The 23,457-nt window shown below is 61.8% G+C and carries 23 protein-coding genes; 10 read left to right on the top strand and 13 right to left on the bottom strand.

Annotated elements, in window-relative coordinates; genetic code table 11:
* Positions 1–2 precede the first annotated feature (2 nt).
* From ACIPOO_RS15305 to ACIPOO_RS15290, 4 genes are all read left to right on the top strand, one after another.
* On the top strand, positions 3–1,070 hold the full coding sequence (locus ACIPOO_RS15305; RefSeq protein WP_400608316.1) for an ABC transporter ATP-binding protein: 1,068 nt from the start codon (positions 3–5) through the stop codon (positions 1,068–1,070).
* Positions 1,067–2,770 carry an ABC transporter permease subunit gene (locus ACIPOO_RS15300; RefSeq protein ID WP_400608314.1) on the top strand — a complete coding sequence of 568 codons (1,704 nt, stop codon included), beginning with the start codon at positions 1,067–1,069 and terminating at the stop codon, positions 2,768–2,770. The genes ACIPOO_RS15305 and ACIPOO_RS15300 overlap by 4 nt, the downstream gene beginning before the upstream one ends.
* Before the next feature lie 2 nt (positions 2,771–2,772).
* Entirely contained in the window at positions 2,773–4,314 is a 1,542-nt protein-coding gene (locus ACIPOO_RS15295; protein ID WP_400608312.1) for an AMP-binding protein, read from the top strand.
* Between the two features lie 144 nt (positions 4,315–4,458).
* Positions 4,459–5,265 (top strand): IclR family transcriptional regulator, encoded by an 807-nt coding sequence (locus tag ACIPOO_RS15290; protein ID WP_400608310.1) that lies wholly within the window; start codon positions 4,459–4,461, stop codon positions 5,263–5,265.
* 18 nt (positions 5,266–5,283) lie between these two features.
* Here ACIPOO_RS15290 and ACIPOO_RS15285 read toward each other — a convergent pair whose 3' ends face one another.
* Both ACIPOO_RS15285 and ACIPOO_RS15280 read right to left on the bottom strand, forming a co-directional pair.
* Positions 5,284–5,907, bottom strand: coding sequence for a glutathione S-transferase family protein (locus ACIPOO_RS15285; RefSeq protein WP_400608308.1), 624 nt, complete (start codon positions 5,905–5,907; stop codon positions 5,284–5,286).
* Positions 5,908–6,017: 110 nt separating this feature from the next.
* Positions 6,018–7,325 (bottom strand): PD-(D/E)XK nuclease family protein, encoded by a 1,308-nt coding sequence (locus ACIPOO_RS15280; RefSeq protein ID WP_400608306.1) that lies wholly within the window; start codon positions 7,323–7,325, stop codon positions 6,018–6,020.
* A 211-nt stretch (positions 7,326–7,536) separates the two neighbouring features.
* Here ACIPOO_RS15280 and ACIPOO_RS15275 point away from each other — a divergent pair, with 211 nt between their 5' ends.
* Positions 7,537–7,842: an NIPSNAP family protein gene (locus ACIPOO_RS15275; protein WP_400608304.1), complete on the top strand. Its 306-nt coding sequence runs from the start codon at positions 7,537–7,539 to the stop codon at positions 7,840–7,842.
* Between the two features lie 33 nt (positions 7,843–7,875).
* Here ACIPOO_RS15275 and ACIPOO_RS15270 read toward each other — a convergent pair whose 3' ends face one another.
* Positions 7,876–8,793: a LysR substrate-binding domain-containing protein gene (locus ACIPOO_RS15270; protein ID WP_400608302.1), complete on the bottom strand. Its 918-nt coding sequence runs from the start codon at positions 8,791–8,793 to the stop codon at positions 7,876–7,878.
* A 107-nt stretch (positions 8,794–8,900) separates the two neighbouring features.
* Between ACIPOO_RS15270 and ACIPOO_RS15265 the strand changes: the two genes are divergently transcribed.
* Complete coding sequence (locus tag ACIPOO_RS15265) at positions 8,901–9,674, top strand: SDR family oxidoreductase (RefSeq protein ID WP_400608300.1); 774 nt, start codon at positions 8,901–8,903, stop codon at positions 9,672–9,674.
* A 21-nt stretch (positions 9,675–9,695) separates the two neighbouring features.
* Here the strand turns inward: ACIPOO_RS15265 and ACIPOO_RS15260 are convergent, their stop codons facing one another.
* Positions 9,696–10,601 (bottom strand): LysR substrate-binding domain-containing protein, encoded by a 906-nt coding sequence (locus tag ACIPOO_RS15260; RefSeq protein WP_400608580.1) that lies wholly within the window; start codon positions 10,599–10,601, stop codon positions 9,696–9,698.
* Positions 10,602–10,762: 161 nt separating this feature from the next.
* Here ACIPOO_RS15260 and ACIPOO_RS15255 point away from each other — a divergent pair, with 161 nt between their 5' ends.
* Positions 10,763–11,512 carry an SDR family NAD(P)-dependent oxidoreductase gene (locus tag ACIPOO_RS15255; RefSeq protein ID WP_400608298.1) on the top strand — a complete coding sequence of 250 codons (750 nt, stop codon included), beginning with the start codon at positions 10,763–10,765 and terminating at the stop codon, positions 11,510–11,512.
* A 112-nt stretch (positions 11,513–11,624) separates the two neighbouring features.
* Entirely contained in the window at positions 11,625–12,587 is a 963-nt protein-coding gene (locus ACIPOO_RS15250; protein WP_400608296.1) for a quinone oxidoreductase family protein, read from the top strand.
* A gap of 36 nt (positions 12,588–12,623) precedes the next feature.
* Here the strand turns inward: ACIPOO_RS15250 and ACIPOO_RS15245 are convergent, their stop codons facing one another.
* From ACIPOO_RS15245 to ACIPOO_RS15210, 8 genes are all read right to left on the bottom strand, one after another.
* Positions 12,624–13,811, bottom strand: a complete 1,188-nt coding sequence (locus ACIPOO_RS15245; protein ID WP_400608294.1) for a PotD/PotF family extracellular solute-binding protein — start codon at positions 13,809–13,811, stop codon at positions 12,624–12,626.
* On the bottom strand, positions 13,808–14,800 hold the full coding sequence (locus ACIPOO_RS15240) for a CobW family GTP-binding protein (protein ID WP_400608292.1): 993 nt from the start codon (positions 14,798–14,800) through the stop codon (positions 13,808–13,810). The genes ACIPOO_RS15245 and ACIPOO_RS15240 overlap by 4 nt, the downstream gene beginning before the upstream one ends.
* A complete protein-coding gene (locus ACIPOO_RS15235; RefSeq protein ID WP_274130569.1) occupies positions 14,797–15,096 on the bottom strand; it encodes a hypothetical protein in 300 nt (99 codons plus the stop codon). Before ACIPOO_RS15235 ends, ACIPOO_RS15240 begins: the two co-directional genes overlap by 4 nt.
* Positions 15,097–15,107: 11 nt before the next feature.
* Positions 15,108–15,857, bottom strand: a complete 750-nt coding sequence (locus ACIPOO_RS15230; RefSeq protein ID WP_400608290.1) for an SDR family NAD(P)-dependent oxidoreductase — start codon at positions 15,855–15,857, stop codon at positions 15,108–15,110.
* Between the two features lie 9 nt (positions 15,858–15,866).
* Positions 15,867–16,631, bottom strand: coding sequence for an SDR family NAD(P)-dependent oxidoreductase (locus ACIPOO_RS15225; RefSeq protein ID WP_400608288.1), 765 nt, complete (start codon positions 16,629–16,631; stop codon positions 15,867–15,869).
* 14 nt (positions 16,632–16,645) lie between these two features.
* Complete coding sequence (locus ACIPOO_RS15220; protein ID WP_400608286.1) at positions 16,646–17,968, bottom strand: MFS transporter; 1,323 nt, start codon at positions 17,966–17,968, stop codon at positions 16,646–16,648.
* A gap of 60 nt (positions 17,969–18,028) precedes the next feature.
* Positions 18,029–18,910: a polysaccharide deacetylase gene (locus ACIPOO_RS15215; protein WP_274130565.1), complete on the bottom strand. Its 882-nt coding sequence runs from the start codon at positions 18,908–18,910 to the stop codon at positions 18,029–18,031.
* A gap of 77 nt (positions 18,911–18,987) precedes the next feature.
* A complete protein-coding gene (locus tag ACIPOO_RS15210) occupies positions 18,988–20,337 on the bottom strand; it encodes an amidase (RefSeq protein WP_400608579.1) in 1,350 nt (449 codons plus the stop codon).
* Between the two features lie 305 nt (positions 20,338–20,642).
* On the opposite strand from ACIPOO_RS15210, the gene ACIPOO_RS15205 reads away from it, so the two are divergent.
* Positions 20,643–21,644 carry a GntR family transcriptional regulator gene (locus ACIPOO_RS15205; RefSeq protein WP_400608284.1) on the top strand — a complete coding sequence of 334 codons (1,002 nt, stop codon included), beginning with the start codon at positions 20,643–20,645 and terminating at the stop codon, positions 21,642–21,644.
* A gap of 473 nt (positions 21,645–22,117) precedes the next feature.
* Here the strand turns inward: ACIPOO_RS15205 and ACIPOO_RS15200 are convergent, their stop codons facing one another.
* Positions 22,118–22,918, bottom strand: coding sequence for a class I SAM-dependent methyltransferase (locus tag ACIPOO_RS15200; protein ID WP_400608282.1), 801 nt, complete (start codon positions 22,916–22,918; stop codon positions 22,118–22,120).
* Positions 22,919–22,982: 64 nt separating this feature from the next.
* Between ACIPOO_RS15200 and ACIPOO_RS15195 the strand changes: the two genes are divergently transcribed.
* Positions 22,983–23,420: an Rrf2 family transcriptional regulator gene (locus ACIPOO_RS15195; protein ID WP_400608280.1), complete on the top strand. Its 438-nt coding sequence runs from the start codon at positions 22,983–22,985 to the stop codon at positions 23,418–23,420.
* The last annotated feature ends 37 nt before the right edge of the window (positions 23,421–23,457 follow it).

The raw sequence follows: 23,457 nt of genomic DNA, 5'->3' as shown, positions 1-23,457 counted from the left end.
GCATGACCGTCAAACTAGAGGCCCGCAGTCTGGGCAAAACATACGGCCAGTTCGTGGCGTTGCAACCCACCAATATCCAGGTCAAGGAAGGTGAGTTCCTGACCTTGCTGGGGCCTTCCGGCTCCGGCAAGACCACCTTGCTGCAGATGATTTCCGGGCTGGTGCTGCCCACCAGCGGTCAACTCTTGATCGACGGCAAGGACGCCACCCACACCGCACCGGGCGATCGCGGGATGGGGCTGGTGTTCCAGAGCTATGCGCTGTTTCCGCACATGAGCGTCTGGGACAACGTCGCCTATGGATTGCGCATGCGGCGTATGGGCAAGGCCGAAACCAGGACCGCAGTGGATGACGCGCTGGCCATGGTGCGCATGCAGGATTTCGCCCATCGCTACCCCAACGAGTTGTCCGGCGGGCAACAGCAGCGCATCGCCCTGGCCCGCTGTTTTGCCTATCGGCCGTCGGTGATTCTGCTGGACGAGCCGCTGGGGGCACTGGACAAGAACCTGCGCGAACACATGCAGCTCGAAATCCGCCACATGCATAAAGAGCTGGGCGCGACCTTCATTTATGTCACCCACGATCAGGAAGAAGCGCTGACCCTGTCCGACCGTATCTGCCTGATGAACCGCGCGCGTATCGAACAACTGGCCACGCCCCAGGAGCTTTACGATCGCCCGGCGACCCGCTTCGCCGCCGAGTTCATCGGCCACTCCAACGTACTCAAGGTGCGTCGTGATAACAGTCAGCAGTTCGCGGTTGAAGGCCGGTTGGTCGATTTCAGCGGTTGCGTCGGCCAGGAGGTCGCGCAAACGGTGGACGATGACGCCTTTGTGCTGGTCCGGCCTGAAGCTGCGCGCCTGACCGACCCTGCTCAGGGTTTGTTGGTGGGTTATGTGGATGAGTGCGTATTCCTTGGCAGTGACACCCGGGCCCTGATTCGCCTGCCGTCCGGTGCTCGTTTCAGCGTGCGTTGCGCCCGTCAGGTCAAGCCGCTGGTGGGCAATCAGGTGGGAATCACCTGGGACGCGGACCGCGCCACGCTGCTGGCCGCCGAGGCACGGTCATGAACCTGCGGCGCGGCCTGTGGCCGGCCATTCCAGCGCTGTTGTTCCTGTGTCTTTTCTTCCTGCTGCCGGTGGGTGAGATGCTCATGGGCAGCTTTCAGGACGCCAATGGTGACCTGAGCCTGGGCAATTTCCAGCGCATCGCGTCCACCCCGATCTATGGCCGCGTGTTGGGTATCACATTCTGGATTTCTGCGATGACGGCGCTGGTGGCGGTGCTGCTGGCCTATCCCATCGCCTACCTGCTGACGCGCCTCTCGCCCTATGGGCGTGAGCGGTGGATGCTGTGGATCATGCTGCCGTTCTGGACCAGCTACCTGGTCAAGACCTACGCCTGGATGCTGCTGTTGTCGCGCAAGGGCCTGGTCACTACGCTCGCCGCTTCGGTCATCGACAACCCCTCGGGGCTGGTCCCTGCGCTGTCCGGGGTGTTGATCGGCATGGTGCATTCGATGCTGCCACTGGCGGTCATTACCTTGTTGCCGATCATGCGCAGCATCGATCAGCGCTTGGCACCCGCCGCGCAGACACTGGGCGCCAGCCGCGCCATGAGCTTCTTCAGTATCTTCCTGCCACTGTCGGCGCCCGGCATTGCCGCCGCTGCGTTGCTGGTGTTCATCACCAGCCTCGGCTTCTTCATCGTGCCGGCGTTACTGGGTTCACCAAGGGAAATGATGGTCGCGCAACTGGTCATCTCCTCGGTGCTGGACCTCTTCGACATGCGTTTTGCAGGCGCGCTTTCCGTGGTGCTGCTGGCGTCCTCGCTGGTGGTGTTCCTGATCTACGACCGCGTCGCCGGGCTGTCTTCACTCGGCGGCGAGGCGCCAGAAGGCAAGCGTTCCGGACGCGGCCTGCAGGTGCTGATCTGGCTCGGCCATTTCTGTTCACGGTTCGGCAAGGAGCGGGCGCGGGGAGGGGACAGCAAACTGCTCACCGGCTACAGCATCGTACTGGTCATGCTGCTGATTCTTCCGGTGCTGGTCGTGGTGCCGCTGGCCTTCACCAGCAGCCCGTTCATTGCGTTCCCACCGAAGATGTATAGCTTCAAATGGTTTGAGGAGTTCTTCACGTCACCCGTGTGGCAGGCGGCGCTGATGCGCTCGTTCGGTGTCGGCGTTGCGACGGCGCTGCTCGCCCTGGTGCTGGGTTTCGGGGCGACGATGGCGCTCACCCGCTTGTCTGCGGGGTGGCGCAAGGGGCTGTTCGTGCTGTTCATCGCGCCCTTGATCGTACCGCGCATCGTCATCGCCCTCGGCTTGTTGTACCTGTTCTCGCGCATTGGCCTGGCCGGCAAGGATCTGGGGCTGGTGCTGGGGCATACGGTGCTGGCGCTGCCCTATGTGGTGGTGACCCTGTCGGCGGCATTCAAACAGTATGACTGGCGCCTGGACGATGCCGCACGGATGCTGGGCGCAAGCACCTTCACCCGGTTGCGCACCGTGACCTTGCCCTTGATGTCGGCCAGCCTGGTGTCGGCATTCCTGCTGGCGTTCATCACCTCGTTCGATGACCTGACCGTGGCCATCTTCGTCAGCGGCGGTATCAACACCACGCTGCCCAAGCAGATGTGGGACAGCATCCAGCTCGCGCTGACGCCGACGCTGGCGGCGGCCTCGACCACCTTGCTGGTGTTCATCGTATTTTTCGCCGTGGTTGCCCAGTGGGTATCGCGACGCTCCATCTCGAAACGCAAAGGGCTTTGAAGATGCATCCATATGCCGAGTTCTTCCCCCATCGTATTGCCGGTGATCAGCTCGATACCGCCCCTTTGATTCACGCAGGCCTGCTGGCGGACGACGCAGGTGTGCGCCTGACGTTCGAGGGTCGTGCCCTGACCACCGCCTCGTTGCGGCAGCGGGTGGCCTCGTTGCAGGCGGTGCTGGCCGACATGGGCCTTGAGCCCGGCCAGCGGGTCGCGGTGATGCTGACCAACAGCGACGAGCAGATCGTGCTGATCTACGCGCTGATTCTGTCAGGGCTGGTGTGGATTCCGATCAACACCAAGCTGCGCGGCCCGGGCCTGGATTACCCCTTCGAACATGCCCGGCCTGACCTGGTGGTCGGCGACGCCGAATTCGAACCGCTGTTGCAAAAGGGCGCCGCTGGCTCGCTGCGGTATCGCTCCATCGATGCCTTGCACGAGGCGGCGCAAACCTGGCCGTCGGCAACCCTGACGCTGACCCCCAGCGCCACCGATGCGCCGCTGTGCCTGATCTACACCTCGGGCACCACCGGCGCGCCGAAAGGCGTTCTGTTCACCCACCGGATGATGCGCATCGCCAGCGAAGCGGTGCTGAAAGTGGCCGACGTGCGCGACGGTGATCGCCTGTTGCTGTGGGAGCCGTTGTGCCACATCGGCGGGGCGCAAATGTTGCTGCTGCCGTTTCTGGCCGACGTGCGATTGAGCGTGGTGCAGCGCTTTTCCGCCAGCCGTTTCTGGGACCAGTGCAGCGAGGCGCAGGCCACGCAATTGCACTACCTGGGTGGCATCCTCGACATCCTCATGCAACAGGACGGCAGCCGCTGGCCCGCCACCCACAGCCTGCGAACCCTGTGGGGCGCGGGCATCAGCCAGGGCAACTGGGCAGCCATCGCCGAGCGCTTCAACTGCCCGTTGCGCGAGTGCTACGGCATGACCGAGTGTTCGAGTTTCGCCACGCTCAACGCCACCAACAAACCAGGGTCGATTGGCAAGGCACTGCCGTGGTTGCGCGTTGAACTGCTGGATGCGGAGGGGGAGCCGGTCCCTGTCGGGTCGTTGGGCGAGATGGTGTTGTCGAGCCCGGTTGAAGGCGTCTTTCTGCCTGGCTATCTGGACAACCCGCGCGCCACCAGCAGCGCACTGCGCAACGGCCGTCTGTACACCGGCGACATGGCCCGCTTCGATGCCGACGGCGACCTGTTTTTCGTCGGGCGTCAAACCGACAGCATGCGGGTGCGCGGCGAAAACGTCTCCGCCTGGGAAGTGGAGCGTGTGTTCAGCGCGCACCCGTCTGTCCGCGCCTGCGCCGCCGTTGGCGTGAACTCGGACGTCGGCGAGCAGGAGATCCTGCTCTACCTGCAATTGGAGGAGGGCGCGTTGCCGGACATGGCCGGCCTGGCAGGCTGGGTGGACGAACGACTGGCTACCTACCAGCAACCCCGCTACTACAAAGCCATCGACCGTTTCGAGCTGACCCCCAGCGAGCGGATCAAGAAACACCTGCTGGACCGCAGCCTGGCGGGCGCCTGGGACCGACGCGGCTAGATCGCCCGCAGGCCGGAGGAAGTGATCCCGCCGCGATCACATCCTTCGGCCAAGGCAGGTATTCGTGAAATATTTAGTGAATAGCAATAGAACATGTGGCCCAGTATGCGGATAATCGGCTTTTCAAATTGATGCTGCGTATCTATGGCGAACCCAAAAGCTCCACGAAAATCCGCCGCGAGTGATCCCAAGGAATCCTCGCTCTATGTTCAGTCGGTGGAGAAAGCCATGAAGGTGCTGATGGCCTTCAACGGCAGCCAGCGCCAGTTATCCCTGTCCGACATCGCCAGCCTCACCGGCATGGACCTGAGCGCCACCCAGCGCTTCACCCATACCCTCTCGACCCTGGGCTACCTCAACAAGGACCCGGGCAAGAAATACGAACTGTCCCCCAAGTTGCTGGACTTCACCTTCCAGTACCTGGTTTCCAGCGATTTGGTCAACCGCGCCGCGCCGTACCTGCAACAGCTCAGCAGTGAAACCGAAGAGGCCACCAACCTTACGGTCATGAACGACACCGACATTGTCTTCGTGTTGCGTATCGTCAGCCGTCATGTGTTCAACGCCAACGTCATCGTCGGCACCCGCCTGCCGGCGTGGTGCACCGCGCCGGGCCTGGCGCTGCTGGCGACCTACCCGGATGACGAAGTGGACGATATTCTGCAGCGCAGCCAGTTCCAGCAGTACACACCGGCCACCGTGACCGATGTCGGGCAAATCTGCGAGCACATCAAACGTGTCCGAGAAGAGCGCTTTGCCCACGTCGAAGACCAGTACTTCTACGGCGACATCTCCACCGCCGCTGCGGTCGTAGACAGCAATGGCCGCGGCATCGGCGCCGTCAACATCGCGGTTTCCCGTTCACGCTGGGACGAAAAGCGCGACATGCGCCGCTATGCGGATTTGGTGATTTCCACGGCTTCTTCGATATCGGGGAAGCGGCATAATTGAGGGTGGGCTGGAAAACCGTCACGGCGTGCCGTTTCTCCCGTACAGCCTGTATCCCGGCCGGCTGCCGAGCCGCTCGTAGTAATCAACGACTGCTGGAAAATCCGGCTTCTCGAACGGAGTTTCGAACCACCGGTTGACCGAGAGGCCAATCGGGATGTCTGCCAATGAGAAGTCGGCGCCTGCGACAAAGCCACCAGTCGATTCAAGCTGCTGGTTCAGAATCGCCATGTGCCTGCACCAGTCCGCGCATCCTTCAGCCAGCGCCTGCGCGTTCTGGTGGGCCGGCGAGTGCCTGACCAGAGACAGGAATGCGTAGCTCCAGGATCGGTTCAGGTCGGACGCCTGCCAGTCAATCCACCGATCGATATTCGCCCGCTTCCTTGGGTCGGCAGGGTAGAGGCCGGGCTTGCCATAGGCAGACGCGAGGTAGCGAATGATGGCGTTCGACTCCCATAGCGTGAAGTCGCCATCCTGAATGACCGGCACCATCGCGTTGGGGTTGAGCGCCAGAAACTCCGGGGTATGGGTCGACTTGAAGCCAGCTCCCCAATCCTCTCGTTCGAAATCAAGGCCGATTTCAGCGCAGGCCCAGAGCACTTTGCGCACGTTGATTGACGTCGCCTTGCCCAGCACACGCAGCATCCTTGGTGCACCTCTTTCACTTGCGTCTCCGGGCGTTCAAACACGCCAGCTTAAGCGCCCCAGACTCATTCAATCGATCGACCGCTTCTGGCGCAAATCGGCGGCTTCTACTAGCTGTTTTCGCAGGCCGGCTGTGGCGTGTGTATATCGTTAGCTGGTGCTCCCGCCGAAAGGGGCATGCATGGGATTGCCGACTTGATTACTGCAATAGTGTGCAGCACCCGTGAGGCCAGTGCTGCCGGATCAGACAGGCAGTTCATGTTGCTCGAAACGTTATCCCAGCAGAGGTGGGAATACCACTTGAACGCTTTCCAATCACGTCGCACAAGCTCCCCGTTTGATCTGGCCATCAATTCACTCAGTACATCGTTGTCGACCACCTTGCCTTGGGCAAAGCCTACGAGTCCGTAGTGCAGGGCCTCGCTCGCAACTTCGATGCGTAGCAGAACACCTGTGACGCCAATGTCAAAAAATCTACCTACGTTCTGTAGTTTCAATGGCTTAGGCATGAACCAGCGGCTGCAAATTGCCTCGCTGTAGTCATGCCCGGCAAAATCAGCCGGAGCTGGCTTCGGCTCACAATGCGTCGACAGTGCAGCTTCCAGCGCCATGAAGAATTCGTACAGTACCTTTCCTTTTGCGTGTGGAAGCGCCTGGGCGATGGCTTCGGCAGCCATCAGGTTATCCTGCTGAGTAATCAGATCAACCAATGCGTTGCGTGTGATGTGAGTCATCGTCCGTCCTGTGATTTTCTGGACCAGATTCTTGTACTGAATCAATGCGTGCACCAGTGCCGGTGTCTGGCTTGAAGCGTTGATGCACTGCTCAAGCCAGTCGAGGATGTGCTCCTGATAAGACATTCGACGGTACGGCACGCCGCAGTGGCTGGTTTCCAGGGCGCTCGTGCCCTTCTTGGTCAGGTACCACAAGTGCCAACTCTTCCCCGACGCTTTGCCAACTTCACCGTAGCGCCAGAGCTGCTCCTTGCCGTCCAGGGCATCAATCTTGTTCTCAATCAGAATGAGGTGATCCCGCAGGCGAATCACGATGTCAACACGACCATATCCTGCAAACGCCTGCTCTTTGTAGACCTTGGCTTCAGCTATGGGACATTGGTGTTCAAAACCCATAGTCGACAGGAAAAGCTTTAGAAAGCATTCGCCCTGGCCGTGACGACCACGAGGATTCAACAGCTCTGCGATCATCGCAGAATGGGTGTTGACCTCGTCCCGTTCGATCCGGGTAATACTGAAAAGATTGAAAAGCTCACCACTGGCTGTGAGCCTGGCATTCGCGTCGCTAACCAGATCTGCAGATTGACCCAGCAGCGCTACCACTGTCTCTGCGCTTACTGGAACAGATTTCTCATCGGAGCCAGATGCTGAGCAAGTGTCGCTGTCCCGATTGAAGACCACCATGCGCTAATCCCTGCACTTAAAAAATGCGTCAGCATACCCACAGTGCTGGCAAAAGAAAGCTCTTGAGGAAAAGACTTGGCAATTTGCCACATCGCTTGATGAAGGGGCATCGGCTGCTAGTCAGCGGTACTTGCCTTCCGTAGTTCAAAATTTGAGTAGCCCCCCGCGCACCCGTAGAATGTCGCCGCTCAAAAATCAAAGGACTGATCTCATGATTACCTGTCACGTCAAATACGTCATCGACCCCTATCAGGTCGCTGCCTTCGAACGCTACTCGCGCCAGTGGATCGGGGTAGTGACTCGCTTGGGCGGCTACCATCACGGTTACTTCCTGCCGGCGGAAGGCGCCAACAACATTGCCTACTGCATGTTCAGCTTCGCCAGCTTGGCCGACTACGAACGCTACCGACAGCAGTCCGCGCAGGATGCTGAATGCGTGGGGCTGGTGGAGGAGGCGACGGAATTGAAGTTCATCGTCAGCTACGAGAGGAGCTTCATGCGGCCTGTGCTTGAGTGACGGCTGACTGATCGGCGGCGCGCTGGCCCGGAATTACGCCGGCGCGCCCGGATCGGCCCGGCTGGCCCGGGCCAGCTCGATGAATGCCCTGACCGCTGCGGAAGGATTGCGGCGGTTCGGGTAGTACAGGCATAGCCGGTCCCTGGGTGGTGTCCAGTCATCGAGAATGCGCACGAACTCTCCGGCTGCCACTTCATCTTGAACGTCCTGTTCCATGAAAAAGCCAAGGCCGATGCCTTGGCGCACCACCGCCTTGACGACGCTGGACTCGTCCAGGGTCAAGGGCCCGCTCACATCGAGGCGGGTCACTTCTGAATCGCGTTCGAAATACCACGGAAAGATCGCCCCGTTCGGCAGCCGCACCCGGATACATCGATGCTGGAGCAAGTCCGACGGCGTTCGCGGTGTGCCGTGTTTTTCGAAGTAGCCTGGGGAGCCGACCACGGCGTAGCGTTGCGGCGGTCCGAGGGGGATGACGATCACGTCGCTGGGCACCAGGCTTTCCGAGCGCACGCCGAAGTCGAAGCCGTCGGCGACGATGTCCACCAGCCGGCCTTCGGTGACCAGGTCAATGTGCACCTGTGGATGCTGCGCCAGGAACTCCACCACCAAGGGCAACAGCGCCGAGCGGGCAGCGCTGGCGAAGGCATTGATGCGCAACGTGCCCGAGGGCCCGGCATTGTGGGACCGTACGGCATCCAGTGCTGCGCGCAAGTCCTGCAGGGCAGGGCCTACCTGCTCCAGAAATACCCTGCCTGCTTCGGTGATGGCCACGCTGCGGGTCGTGCGGTTGAACAGCCGCGATTCCAGGCGCGCTTCCAGTTGGGCAATGGTGCTGCTCAGTGCGGTGGTCGAGACGTTGAGATCGATGGCAGCCCGCCGGAACGAGCCTCGGCGTGCGACTGCCAGTACCGCGTCCAGCTCACTTAAGCCCAGGCGTGCGAGCGACATGGATTGTCCTGAAATTCGGGATGGGTCATTAGGTTTTGTCCCAGTTGAACAAACTATCACCCTGGCAGCAAGATCACTTCGACTTAATCCATGCAGGAAACAGCGAAATGAACCTTGATTTGAACGGCAAGCGATTCCTCGTCACCGGTGGCACCAAAGGCATCGGCAAGGCGGTGGTCGAACTGTTGGTGGCGGAAGGCGCAACGGTAATGACTGCAGCCCGGCAGGTGGACGTTCAACTGCCCGGCGCGCTGCTGGTAGCGGCGGATCTTTCCACCCTGGAAGGCTGCCACGCACTGGTGAGGGAGGTTGAACAGCGACTGGGTGGGGTAGACGTTGTGATCCATGTTCTGGGCGGGTCGTCGGCACCCGGCGGTGGTTTCGCGGCGCTGGACGAGGAGCAGTGGCAAGCCGAGCTCAACCTGAACCTCTTGCCGGCGGTGCGCCTGGATCGCGCCTTGCTCCCGGGCATGTTGGCGCGCGGGGAAGGGGTCGTGATCCATGTGACCTCCATCCAGAGCCAGCTTCCGTTGCCGGAATCGACCACCGCCTACGCCGCAGCCAAGGGCGCGCTCTCGACCTACAGCAAGAGCCTGTCCAAAGAAGTCTCGCCCAAAGGTGTGCGCGTGGTCCGGGTTTCACCCGGCTGGGTCGAAACCGAAGCATCGGTCGCACTCGCCGAGCGGCTCGCGCAGCAAGCCGGAACGGACTATGAAGGCGGCAAGCAGATCGTCATGCAGGCACTGGGCGGCATCCCGCTGGGCCGTCCGGCGAAGCCGTTGGAGGTGGCCGAACTGATCGCGTTCCTGGCATCACCTCGGGCGGCATCTGTCACGGGCACTGAGTTCGTGATTGATGGCGGGACGGTGCCAACGGCCTAGCCGTCTCTTTTGCCGGAACCTTCAGCGCAACCCCTTCGCCTCGAACAACTCCACCAGCCACTCCACGAAAACCCTGACCCGGGCGCTGAGGTGGCGGTTGGGGGAGTAGACGATGTAGATCGGGTTGGGCTCCAGTGACCAGTCTTCCAGCAACCGGACCAGGGCGCCGGACTTGAAATGGGGTTCGGCCATGAACATCAGCGTCTGCAACACGCCCATGCCGGCCAGAGCAGCGGCGAGCAGGGCATTGGAGTCGTTCACCGAGACGAAGTAATTGGCGTCCACCGAGATGCGCTCGTCCCCTCTGACGAACTCCACGGGCAAGCGCCGACTGGTTCCGGCGAAAAAGTAGCGAACCATCTGATGATTGGTTTCCAGATCCTTTGGATGCGATGGCGTGCCATGGGTAGCAAGGTATCCGGGCGTCGCGCAGGTGACGGACGTGAGGCTGCCCAGGCGCCTGGCGATCAGCGAAGGATCACTCAAGGTGCCGCCACGGATGACGCAATCGACCCGGTCGCCGAGCAGGTCCACCGGCCTGTCGCTGACGCCAATGTCCAGTCGCAGCTCGGGGTAGCGTTGCTGGAAATTCGGCAGCGCGGGCAACACCAGCATCGTCGCCATGGTCGAACCCATGTCAACCCGCAAGCGACCATGGGGACGGGCCTGGGCGCTGACCAGATCCGACTCGGCCTCCAGCCACTGATCCACCACCCGCACCATGCGCTCGTAATAGGCGGTTCCATCGTTGGTAAGCGAGATGCGTCGCGTGGTGCGGTTGAGCAATTTCACCCGCAGATGACTTTCCAGCGACTGGATGTGCTTGGTGACGGTGTTGCGTGGAAGGTTCAGCGTTTGCGCCGCCTTGACGAAGCTGCCGGCTTCCACCACCTGGATAAAGGCTTTGACTGCCGTGAAGTAGTCCACGAGATGACCCATCCATCTAGATCAGGGCCGAAAGTATTAGCCCGTGTTTGGGAACAGTGGTGTCATTTTTAGCTAATTTATCCCGCATTGGCTATCTCTTACATTGATCTCACCGAAACGAAGCCACCCATTCCGGTTGGCCCCAGGTGGAGATCAGACAGATGACTCAGCAACTCAAAGGCAAGGTGGCACTGGTAACCGGCGGCTCGCGTGGCATTGGTGCCGCCATTGCAAAACGTCTCGCGGCAGACGGCGCGCACGTCGCGTTCAGTTATGCAAAATCCCTAGAGCAGGCGCAAAACGTGGTCGCCGAGATTGAGCGTCATGGTGTGCAGGCGCTGGCGCTTCAGGCCGACCAAGGCGACACGGCGCAAGTGACCGCGCTGGTCAAACAGGTCCATCAGCACTTCGGTCGCCTGGACATCCTGGTCAACAGCGCTGGCGTGTTCGTCACCGGCCCCGTGGGAGATCCCGACGCCGACATCGCGGCATTCGATCGTCAGCAAGCGGTCAACGTCGGAGGTGTCGTGACTGCGGTGCGCACTGCAGTCGGCCTGATGAACGACGGTGGACGCATCATTTCCATAGGCACGACCGGCGCCGACCGCGTGCCGTTCCCCGGCGCTGCCGATTACGTCGCGACCAAGGCCGCCGTCGCCGCTTACACCCGTGGCTGGGCCCGCGACCTGGGCCCGCGCAACATCACCGTGAACGTCATTCAGCCGGGTGCGATCAACACCGAGATGAACCCCGCAACCGCCGACCATGCACCCTTCCTTGCAGGTTTGGCAGCACTGGGGCGTTACGGTCAGCCGGATGACATCGCCGCTGCCGTGTCCTTCCTGGCAGGCCCCGAGGCGTCATACATCACCGGCGCCACGCTCAACGTCGATGGCGGCCAGAGCGCCTGATCGATATTACATCCAGCGACCCGATCGGCACTGCCGCGCTCCATCCGTGCGGCAGTACTTACCTCCGGGATTCGGGTTCTCGCCAATCACGTTTTCAATCGCCGAGGCAGTCATGACGCAACGCATCAGGATTTACCAGCAAGGCACACCCGCAGTGCTTCACCACGAAACCTTTGAGCTGGAGTCTCCCTCCCGTGAGCAGGTGGTGATACGCCACGAAGCCATCGGCGTGAACTTCGTCGATACGATGTTCAGGGACGGCACCTTCAAGGTCCCACTGCCGTTCAGCATGGGCGTGGAGGCAGCGGGCACCGTCGAGGCTGTCGGCTCGCGTGTGCAGCATTTGAAAGTGGGGGATCGCGTCGGTTATTTCTTCTCGTTCGGCGCCTACGCGGACCGGCGGGTGATCGATGCCAGTGCGCTGATCAAACTCCCCGACGACATCTCCAGCGAACAGGCCGCAGGGCTTCTGTCGAAAGGCCTGACGGCGTGGGCTTTGGTCAGGCAGGTGCATGGGGTTCAAGCCGGCGAAACCCTTGTCGTGCACGGCGCATCCGGTGGGGTGGGAAGCCTGCTTGCACGCTGGGCCAAATCCCTGGGCGCCACCGTCATCGCCACGGTCGGCTCAGCCGGCAAAGCCCGAATCGTCGAGGGCTGGGGGCTGGATCATGTGTTGCGTTCCGACGAGCCGGACCTGGCTGCACGGATCAAGGCCGTGAACGGCGGGAGGGGCGTCGATGTGGTGTACGACCTGGTCGGTCGGCAGACGCTGGACGCGTCAATCAGCGCACTGCGCGACGGCGGTGATCTCGTCCACGTCGGCAACGCCTCGGGCAGCGTCGCTGCAGACACCGCGCTGCTGGCCGCGCGGGGCATTCGCTACGCCCAGCCGTCAACGCCGCAATACGTCAACCCGCAGAATCAGGACAGGGCAGCCTCGGAGTTGTTCGAGCGCTTCCGCGAAGGGGCCCTGGGTCATCTGGAACTCACTCGGTATCGGCTGGAAGAGGCAGCGTTGGCTCATGAGGCCATGGCGGCACGCAAACACGTCGGGTCGATTGTGCTGATGCCTTGAAGTCTTTGCGCGCTGGCTGGCGGTTGTGATGGTGATTCAGACCGTACGCCCCGTGCGCAGAAAGTCAGCCCATTTGCGCACCAGGTAGTTGTGTTCGTCCATCACCGAGTTCCACACCGCAATGTGGCCCATGCGTTGCGCGTAGGTGCCGCCTTCGCGTAATTGGCCTGGCTCGATGAGCGGCGCGTCATCGCTGCCCAGCAGGTGCTCGCAGGCGGGTTTTCCGTCGTACCAGTAATCCCACTCGCTGGCTGCCAGGTGCTCCCTGACTCGCGCGGGGTTGGAGAGGTAGAAGCCCTGGCGCGCCATGACTGCACCGGGCCAGCCTGAGAGCCACCAGTTCAGATAGGCATAGGCGGCATCCTTGACGCTGCCCTCGGCGCATCTGGACAGGGACAGCCCGCCGAACCATGCGCGATAGCCTTCCTTGGGTACGGCCAGACGGTATTCGATGCCTGCGCGGTGCAGTTGCATCAGTGTCGGCGACCAGAGACTCTGGATGTGGACGTCCGGGCCAAGCATGAGCTCTCCGGCTTCCCGGTCATCCGACCAGAACGCGGCAAAGTGGCCGCCGCGCCGGCGTGCAATCAGCACTCGGGCCAGCGTGTCGATCTCATCCAGCTTCAGATTCCCGACGTTATCGAATGTGGCGAGGCCAGCAGCCTGCACGGCAAGCGCGGCGTCCAGTGCGCCAATGGCGGCGTCGCTCTGCAGGGCGATGTGCCCGGCCCACGCGGGGTCCAGCAGCCACGACCAGCTCTCGGCCTTGCCGCTCAAGCCTGAGGGCAGGTATTCCGGGCGATAGGCGAAACTGTCGGCATTGTGGGTCAAGGGCAACATGCTGATGCGTTCGGTGGGTGTGCTGCCCAGGCTGTTGTCGTGCTGAACGTACAGCCTGTCACACGGCAGGCTGCCGGTGGCGAGCCTGTCCCCGGGATTCAGGCGACCGAGCTTGGGCAGGTCATTGATCTCATCCCACAGGGCGATGCGGGTGGTGTCTATGGGCTGGATGGCCCGTGCCGGCCAGACGAAATCGACGTTGTGGAACCACTGATCGTAGAGGTCGTAGCTCTGGGGGTGCATGACGGCGATGCGCTGCGCGGTCTGCATGTCATGGATCTGGTATTCCAGGCTGATGCCCAGATCCTCTTCGGCACGCTGGCGAATGCATTCGAGCAAGGTCACCGAGGTGCCCAGTACCCTGAGCTTGATCTGAGAGGTCATGCAGCGATTCCAGTATTGCCAATGAATGCGTTGAAAGAACGGCGAAGCAGATTCGTGTCCAGGTCCCGGACAATGAACACCAGCCGGGAACAGCGTTCGTGGCTGGCGGGCCAGGCGCTCAGGTGAAGTGGCGCATGAAGCGTGTGTTGCACTCCATGGATGACGATGGGATGGGGTGAGTCGATCACATCGAGAATGCCTTTGACCCTGAGTATCCGATCGCCGTGGCATCTTAGCAGCATCGATAACCACACCCCAAAATCGACCCAGTCCAGCGGCGCGTCAAAGGTCAGGCAGCACACCTCTGCATTGCCGTGGCGCTGCTGGTTGACCGGGGCAAAAAGCTGCCAGCCTTGCACTTCATCTGCCGCGGAGGCGCCGCGTGCACCTTCGCCCAGTAGCATCTGATCGCCCTCGTGGATCTCATGGGTGAACGCCTGGGAGGCGGTGGGATTGAGTGCGCGTAGCCTTGACTGCAACTCTTCGATGGCGGGAGCGTCTACCCGATCAACCTTGCTCAGGAGCAGGCGATCGGCTGCGGTGACCTGGACCAGCCATTCGGGATGAAGACGCTGTTGCATCGACGCATGCTCGGCGTCCACCACCGTGATCAGCAGGGCGATGTGAAAGCGGCCGCGCAACTGAGGGTCGCGCAGCAGGGTTGAGAGAATAGGGGCCGGATTGGCCAGCCCGGTGGTTTCCAGCACCACCCGCTTGAACGCAGGCACTTCACCTCGTTCGCGGCGGGCGTGAAGGTCGAGCAATGCCTGTTTGAGATCGCCTTGCACCGAACAGCACACGCATCCGCCCGGCAGCAGCACCGTGCCGGGTGCGACTTCCTCGACCAACAGATGGTCGATGCCGATATCGCCAAACTCATTGATCAGAAGCGCGGTATCACCGAACGACTGGCCCGCCAGCAGACGGTTGAGCAGCGTGGTCTTGCCGCTGCCCAGGAATCCTGTGATGACACTGACCGGCAGGCTCATGCGGGGCGCTCCAAGGCTGTGAGGATCGTTTCGGCGAACGGATCGAGAGGACGCCCGATCAACAGCTCGGCCTGTTGCCACAGTTCTTCCAGACCGTTCGCCAGCGCCTGACGCCCCGTCGCTCCCTGCAGAAGATACGAGGCGCCCTGGACGTCGGATACCGTCAGCCTGAAGGGCTTGAGTATCCGGTTGATTGCCTGAATCCTGCGCAGACGTTCTCGCCTGCGGGGCAGGGTTGCCATCAGAGGATCACTCCAGTGACTCTCTTCGCCGATCAAACCGCACAAGCCGCACATCGTGGTTCTCCTCAGGGCATGACGTCGCCGGAGTTGGGGCCCAGCGTCTGACCGACGAACAGGTTGCCGCCCGGTTCGCTTGCCAGCAGCACCGCGATGGGGGCGACCTCATGGGCTTTGCCGAAGCGGCCCAGGGGCAGTTCCTTGGCCTTGGCCTCTTTCCAGGCCTGGCTGATGCCATCGACCAGCGGGGTTTCGATAGGGCCGGGCGCGATTGCGTTGACCAGCACATTCTGTTTGCCCACTTCCAGCGCCAGCGACTTGGTGAACCCGATGACGCCGGCCTTGGCCGCTGCGTAATGGCACAACTCGGCGCCGCCCTTGATGCCCAGTTGCGAAGCCACGTTGATGATGCGCCCCCACTGCTGCGAGAGCATGTGGGGCAGGGCGCGCTGGCTGGCGATGAACACGCTGGTCAGGTCGATGCGCAGCATGTCGTCCCACATGGCCTGGGTCAGGTCGACACAAGGGGCCTGGGTCAGCATGCCGGCGTTGTTGACCAGAATGTCGATGCCGTCGTAACGGGCAACGCAGGCATCGACACCGGCACGGGCACCGTCGACCGTACCGACATCCGCCACGCATTCCTCAACGTCGACATCAAGGGCTCGGCATTGCTGCGCGGTGTTGGCGAGCCGCTGGGCATCGCGGTCGCACAAGACCAGGCGTGCGCCTGCTTCGGCATAGGCCAGGGCAATGGCGGCGCCGATGCCGCTGGCCGCGCCGGTGATCACGGCGCGACGATTGTGTAGAGCTTTCATGAGCGGTTCCTATTCAGGCCAGCGGACGGTCAGGCCGCCGTCGATGATGATGCTTTGGCCGGTGATGTAGGTGGATTCGTCACTGGTCAGAAAGCGCACCAGGTCGGCCACTTCCCGCGCCTTGCCAACCCGGCCAAGGGGAATGGCGCGGGCGGCTTGCGCCAGGCCCTCAGGCCCCAGGGAGTTCTTGGCATCCAGCGATTGCGGCGTTTCGATCAGCCCCGGGATCACGGCGTTGCAGCGAATGCCGCGTCCGGCCAGCTCCACGGCCAGTGAGCGGCACAGGCCCGGCACGCCGGCTTTGGCGGCGGCGTAATGCGCGTGATCCTGCCAGCCATAGACACCGCCGGCGATGGAGGAAATGGCAACCAGCGAGCCGCCTTGCATGTGCCGCACGGCGGATCTGAAGGTGCGCATCACGCCGGTCAGATCCACGTCGAGCATTTCGTTCCAGCGCTCATCGGTCATTTCCAGCAGCGGCGCCCGGCGCAGCAAGCCTGCGTTGGCCACCGCGCAGTCGAGGCGCCCGAAGTGTTCGATGGCTGCGGCCGCCAGCGCATCCAGTGAGGCGCTGTCGGTCACATCGGCTGCCAGCATCAGGCATTGTCCGCCGGCCGCTTCGACCAGGTGGCGGGTGTGCTCCGGGTCATGGGCGTCGCCTGCGAAGTAACCGCCGACCACGCGTATCCCGCGCTCGGCGTAGGCCACAGCCAGCGCCTGGCCGATGCCGCTCGCCGCACCGGTAATCAATGCGACAGGTGAATGAGTTGTCATCAAGGTCTCTCCGATCATTTGACGCTGGAGGGTTCGACGTGGCGCGCAGCCAACATCACCACACCAGACAGGAAGCAAGGCAGTGCACCGAACCACAGGGCAGCGCTGTGCCATTGGCCACCGGTGGACAGCACGCTGGTGATGCCCAGGCCTGCGAGGATGGCACCGACCGGCCCCATGGCATGCACGATGGCGCCACCCGTTGCGCGGATGCTGGTAGGGAAGCTTTCGCCCATGAAGAACAGCATGGCCGAGTAAGGGCCTGTCAGGAAAAACAGCCCCAGGCTGTAGAGCGTGACCACGATCACCAGATCACTGGGCGCCTGAATCATCGCGAAGAACGCCAGGCCGCCCAGCATCCAGCCCATCGCGACCGTGTTGCGTCGGCCAATCCGGTCGCCTAGCCAGCCGTGGAACAGGTAGCCGATAAAGCCGACGAGGTTGGACAGCACCAGAATCCACAACGAATTCTCGAACGACAGGCCGTGGACACTCACGATCACCGAAGTACCCAGCACGCTGAATACCTGGATCGCCGACCAGTTGAGCAGGATCGCCAGGCTCAGGATCACCGTTGGCCGAAGGGCCGCGCCGCGGAAGGCTGCCGCGACACCGGCTTTGGCGTGGTCGTCGTAGTCAACGCCATACTCGCGGGCCAGGCCGCGGGCCTGCGCATCCTGACCGGCTTTGCGCAACTGCACGATGCGCTGGTGCACCTGGAATTGCGGGCTCTCCTTCAGTTTGCGAGCCAGTATCGCGATGATGAACGCAGGCACGGCGGCAAAGATGAAGCAGCCCTGCCAACCGATGCTCGGCAGCAACAACGCCGTCAGGCCCGCAGCGATGAGCGCGCCCACCGGCCAGCCGCTTTGCACCAGGCTGTAGACGAAACCGCGACGCTTGATCAGTTTCGGATCGGTCGAAGCGGCGTAGATCTCCGTCAGGTACGTGGCGTTCACACCTTCCTCGGCATACCCAAGGCCTGCCACCGATCGCACGCCGATCAGCGCGCCTTTGCCCATGCCGGCGCACAGTGCGGTGAGCGCCGAGCACAACGCTGCGCCGCCGATGGTGAACATGATGCCGCCACGGCGACCGATACGGTCCACGACAGGCCCGATGGCAAAGGCGATCACCGCGCCTCCCGCCGCCACCCAGGTGGCGATTTCAGCCTGTTCGGCTTCGTTCCAGCTGAAGTGCCCGCCCATGACCGGCAGCAGCGTGCCGAACAGGATGAAATCGTAAACGGCAAAGACCCAGGCAAAAAATGCGATCCAGGTCGCGTAGGTCACGTCTTTGGTCGCCAGTTGCACGGGCTTCCAGTCAGCAGAATCCATCGATTGTGTCGGCGTTGTGATGTGCGTGGTCATAGGGGCAATCTCGCAGGAGGCGTCAGGTCAGCGCTGACGGGGATTACGTTTGAGGAAGTCGTCGGCAATTTCGTCCATGGTCACGAAGCGCACACCGTCGTGGGCTTTCATGTGGTCGATGAGCCGCTCCAGCATCATCAGCACTTGCGGGCGGCCGGAGACGTCGGGGTGAATGGTGATCGGGAACACCGCGTAGTCCATTTCGCGATAGACCCAGTCGAACTGGTCGCGCCACATTTGCTCGATGTCGCGCGGGTTCACGAACCCGTGGCTGTTCGGTGCCTTCTTGATGAACATCATTGGCGGCAGGTCGTCGAGGTACCAGTTGGCCGGAATCTCCACCAGATCGGTTTCCTGCCCGCGCACCAGGGGTTTCATCCAGGTGTCCGGGTGGGCGCTGTAGTCGATCTTGGTCCAGCTGTCCTTCACGCGTACGTAGTAAGGGGTGAAGTCGTTGTGCATCAGGCTGTGGTCGTACTTGATGCCTTTTTTCAGCAGCAGCTCGTTGGTCACATTGCTGAATTCCCACCAGGGCGCGACGTAGCCGGTCGGACGTTTGCCGGCCAGTTGGGTGATCAGTTCGATGGACTTGTCCAGGACGATCTCTTCCTGTTCAGGTGTCATCGCGATGGGGTTTTCGTGGCTGTAGCCGTGGATGCCGATCTCGTGTCCGGCATCGGCCACGGCTTTCATCTGCTCTGGGAAGGTTTCCACCGAGTGCCCCGGAATGAACCAGGTGGTGCGCAGGCCGTAGCGTTCGAACAGCTTGAGCAAACGCGGCGCGCCGACTTCGCCGGCGAACAGGCCACGGGAGATATCGTCCGGCGAATCTTCGCCGCCGTACGAGCCCAGCCAGCCAGCAACGGCGTCCACATCGACACCAATGGAAACCAGAATTTCTTTAGCCATGGATCAGTCCTCCAATACCCCGGGCGATACAGGTTCAAGGGCGAAAGCCGGGCCTTTCGTCCTCAGGCAGAAAAGGGTCAGGCCGCGCGTACCAGCGGCTCGATGGCCAACGCGGCGCGCAACAGGTAATCGTCCTGTCCGCTGGGCGCCGAAAGCAGAAGGCTGGTAGGCAAGCCTGTGGCGTCTGTGCCGTTGGGCAGGGCGACCCCTGGCATGTCGAGCAGGCTGCCTGGCATGGTCAGGCGCAGCGTGGCGAGATTGGTCTTGGCAAACAGGTCGTCATCGAGCAGCAGCGCAGCCATGAGGGGCGCTACGTGGGCCACCGTCGGCGTGATCAACAGCGCGCCATCAAGCTCGGCGGCGAGTTCGGCACGCAGCCGCTCCGATGCCTGGTAGAGGCGAATCTGCTTGAAGGCAGGGAAGTCCCGGGCGGCCTCCAGCCGACGTCGGACACGCGGGTCGAGCTGCTCGGCGTCGGGGCTGTCCAGCAATGCCTGGTGCAAGCAGAACGCTTCGGCGCTACCCGGCCAGCCCACCGTTTCAATGAGCTCCATGGCTTTGGCGAAGGCGACTACCGGGCGATCTTCGATGACGGCGCCGGCCCGCTCCAGCCGTAGCAAGGAGTCTGCGAGATTGGTTCGCACAGCAGGTTCCAGCTGCAGGTTTGCAAGCAGTTGCGAGTCGACTCTGAGCCGTATCCCTCGCAGCGGCAGGGGCGAACGCAATGAGCCAGCAGAACTGCCAACCAGCAGGTTGTCGATGCAGATCACGTCTCGCACACTTTTGGCCAGTGGCCCCAGTGAGTCGAGCGATCGTGCCAGTGGATACACGCCATCGGATGGATAGCGAAGCCGGCTGCTTCGATAGCCGACCAAGCCATTGAAGGCTGCAGGCACGCGAATCGAGCCTGCGGTATCAGTCCCCATGGCGATGGGGACGATGTCTGCTGCGACAGCGATTGCAGAACCCGACGAAGATCCGCCCGGCGCCCGTTCGTTCCCGGGTTCTGCCCCCTGTAGCGGGGTGCCGAAATGCGGGTTCAGACCGAGCCCCGAGTAGGCGAATTCGCTGAGGTTGGTCTTGCCCACATTGACCATGCCGGCCCGAGTCAGGATGGCGACCAGCACAGCATCTTCACTGGCGGCAGCCGCATGTTTGCGCACCTTGGCGCCAGCGGTGGTGATGCAGCCGGACATGTCGAACAGGTCCTTCCAGGCGACTGGCACCCCATCCAGCGGTGACAGAGGTTCACCGGCCTGCCAGCGAGCCCTTGAAGCCAGAGCTTCCCGCCGGGCGCGGTCGCGGCTCATGGAAATGAAGGTCGCGGGAGATTTGTCAGCCCGTTCAAACGTCGATTCGACGATTTCCACGGGATCTGCCTTCCCCGTCGCATACAGCTGTGCCAACGCCAGAGCATCTGAGTACATGGTTGTTGCCTGCAATAATGTACATTTACGAAATAGGTACATTTGCTGATAGGCACAGTTCATGCCATGTCGCTCCTTGATATGGGTGTTTTGCCTGGAAATGCTCAGCCATGCGGCTGAAGGCAGGCGAAGGTTGAGAAGCGGCGCGACTGGGTATAAATGTATGTGTAACGAAAAGATCCATTCGTGGGCAGTTTGGTAACCTCGTGCACCATTTGGGGTCTTCGCGGGGTGACATCTGATGTGTGATACGGAGCTGCGCCGTTGTGAGAGAATTTGCGCCTTGTCTGTCCAGGATTTCACCCATGCTCGAAACCAGCTCTGAAGATCGTGGCGCTTCGCGATACGAGATGATTCGTAACGCCCTGCGCGAGGCGATACTTGGAGGGCTTGCGACGCCAGGCCTGGTCATCGTGGAAGCACCGCTGGCGCAACTGTTCGGCACCAGCCGGGTACCTGTTCGGCAGGCATTGACGCTGCTCTTCGAAGAAGGACTGATCCGCCGCTTCGAGGGCAGGGGATACCTCATCGATCCTGGTAACCAGGGCGTCGCGCCTCAGCGTCTGACCGTGACCAGGGCGCTGCTCGGGCTGGAGCCATCGCTCGAACTGATCGACAACCGAGCGTTGAGCGAGCGCATCCACGATGAGTTGGCCAGCTGCGTCACCCGCTTCATGGTCTTTGGGCACTATCGCCTGGACGAGCAGCGAGCCGCTGACCAGTTGGGAGTGGGGCGCGCTGTGATTCGTGAAGCGCTGATGCGCTTGAAGGATCGTGGCCTGGTTGAAAAAGAGCCCTACGCCCAATGGCTCGCAGGCCCGCTCACGGCCCAGGCGGTCACCGAGGATTACGAGCTGCGCGCCTTGCTGGAGCCGGATGCGCTCAAGCAAGGGGCAGGGCAGCTTGATCGCGCTGAGCTGCAGGTGATGCTGGAGAGAATCGTCGCTGCCCAGCAGGCTGGCCCGTCGGTCAGCCGCTCCCAGATCGAAGCGATCGAGCAAGACTTGCATGTCACCTGCCTTGCGAATCTGAGAAATGGCCGCATGGCTTCCGTCATTCGACAAAGCCAGATTCCGATGAGTATCGGCAGGATCCTCCACGAAGCGCTCAACACCAGCACTGACGAGGCCATGTTGATCGAGCACAGGCTGGTCTTCGAGTCGTTGCTCTACGGCACGGGCGAGTCGGCGGCGATCAATCTCAGGGAACACCTGCTGCGCGCCTGCGAGAGAACGCTGCAACGCTTGAAGGTGCTTTCCGTTTTGCCTGAGCCTCCATTGCCCAGCTATCTCGAGCGGCTGGCATGAAGGAGTCGAGTGCGGGAAGCTGGCCTGATTTGCTGCCGTCTTCCCGCGATGGCGGGTTAGTATTCGTACGCTATTGACGGGGCGATGACGCTGCTTGCTCCGTCCCCTGCTTCAGCAATGTCGACAGCAGGGCTAAGCAATTGGTAGTAACGGGTGTGGAACTCGAACTCGCTGATCCTGCCTCCTATCTGCGCTTGCAATGCCATGCTCAGATGCCAGTCCCGCACATTTCGCAAGCTTTCCAATTGCCGCTTTGACCTCATATTCATGTTGTTTCGGCCTTCCTGTCCGAATGATCTGATTGCACGATCAATTCTTCGGGAGGGTGCCGATGGCAGCAATATACAAACGAAGGAATCCACAGCAGGTGGGTTGTCGATTGAAGGGAAATGCCGGTTAAAGCTGCAAAAGCCGATGAACAGCAGGCGGACTCGATGTCCGCCAGCGTGCATCGCTTGGCCAGGTAGTGATACTTACCGCCGCGCCACCGCGATCAATGCGGTAGATGGAATCGGCAGCACAGGATCGTCGCCCGCCATGGCCCTGACCTCGGCAACCACTGCCGCCTTCTCTGTGTCGGTCAGACTGGTCCAGTCGGGCGACATGCCAAACAGCGTGTCAGGGTTGTCGAGCGACGTGACCTCCAGCTGATAGGCATGCGTCACACTCTCGATGACCGGCTCGCGAAACCCGGCGGCGATCAGTTCGCGGGCGAAATCCAGTGGGTCGCTCAAGGCTTTCACCGCTTCGGGCATCGCCATGCCCTGGCGATCCGGGAAAAGCTTTCGCCGCACATTGCCCAACAGCAGAAACGTCGCCGCACCCCTCTCTTGCCACGTCGCGACAACGCCATGGCCCCCGATGGCCGTGACGCGATTCATCTCGGCCAGCCCCTTGCGCCAGTCAGGAAACATGATCACACCGAAGATCGAGAACGTCGCGTCGAAGCTTGCGTCTGGCAGATCGAGCGCCTGGCCGTCCATGACTTGGGCCTGCACATTGGCAAGCCCTGCGCTTTTCACACAGGCCACCATGCCGGCGGAAAAGTCCGTCGCCAGCACCTGTGCGCCGGTTCGTGCCGCAGCCAACGCAAGGGCACCGGTGCCGGTGGCCACATCGAGCACGCGGCTGTGCGGCGTCAGGGGGACTCGTGCGAGCGCTGCTTCTGCAAAATGCGCGGTGAAGGGATGCGCGGTTTTCTGATAATGCTTTGCTGCGACGTCCCAGTGATCGGGATTCTCAAATTCGTGCATGGCCCTGGCCTCGATATTCATGTAACTTTAGAAGTATCATGAGTGCATGCTTTCTGCCAAGCAGCAAAATGTCAAGGAGCAAATGGTGCGCAACGACAGTCGTCTTTCGCGAATGCTACATATCCTGGTGCACATGGCGCGGCACGGTGGGCCAGTCACCTCCGAACGCATAGCCGCGATGCTGGGAACCAACCCGGTGGTCGTTCGCAGAACCATGTCGGGCCTTAGGGATTCAGGCTACGTTCGCTCGGAGAAGGGGCACGGTGGCGGCTGGGTCATCACCTGCGATCTTGAGCAGGTCACGCTACTGGACATCTACAACGCCGTGGGGCAGCCCACACTGTTCGCCATCGGCAACGAGCGCGCCAACCCCGATTGCATGATCGAGCAGGTCGTCAACCTGGCGGTGGAAGACGCCTTGCGGGAAGCGGAGTCGGTGCTGGTGGAGCGGTTTCGCGCCGTCAGCCTGGCCGAACTCAATCGTCTGTTCGATGCGCGTCGTACTGCTGGCCACCGGGAGTGAGGCGAACCCTGAGTGATTGCCGCGCAAGCTGAGGTGC

Source organism: Pseudomonas sp. NPDC090201 (assembly GCF_044746825.1).
Classification (GTDB): Bacteria; Pseudomonadota; Gammaproteobacteria; order Pseudomonadales; family Pseudomonadaceae; genus Aquipseudomonas; species Aquipseudomonas putida_AD.
Note: the sequence above shows the minus strand (reverse complement) of the source record. Positions and strands in the feature narration are given on the sequence as shown.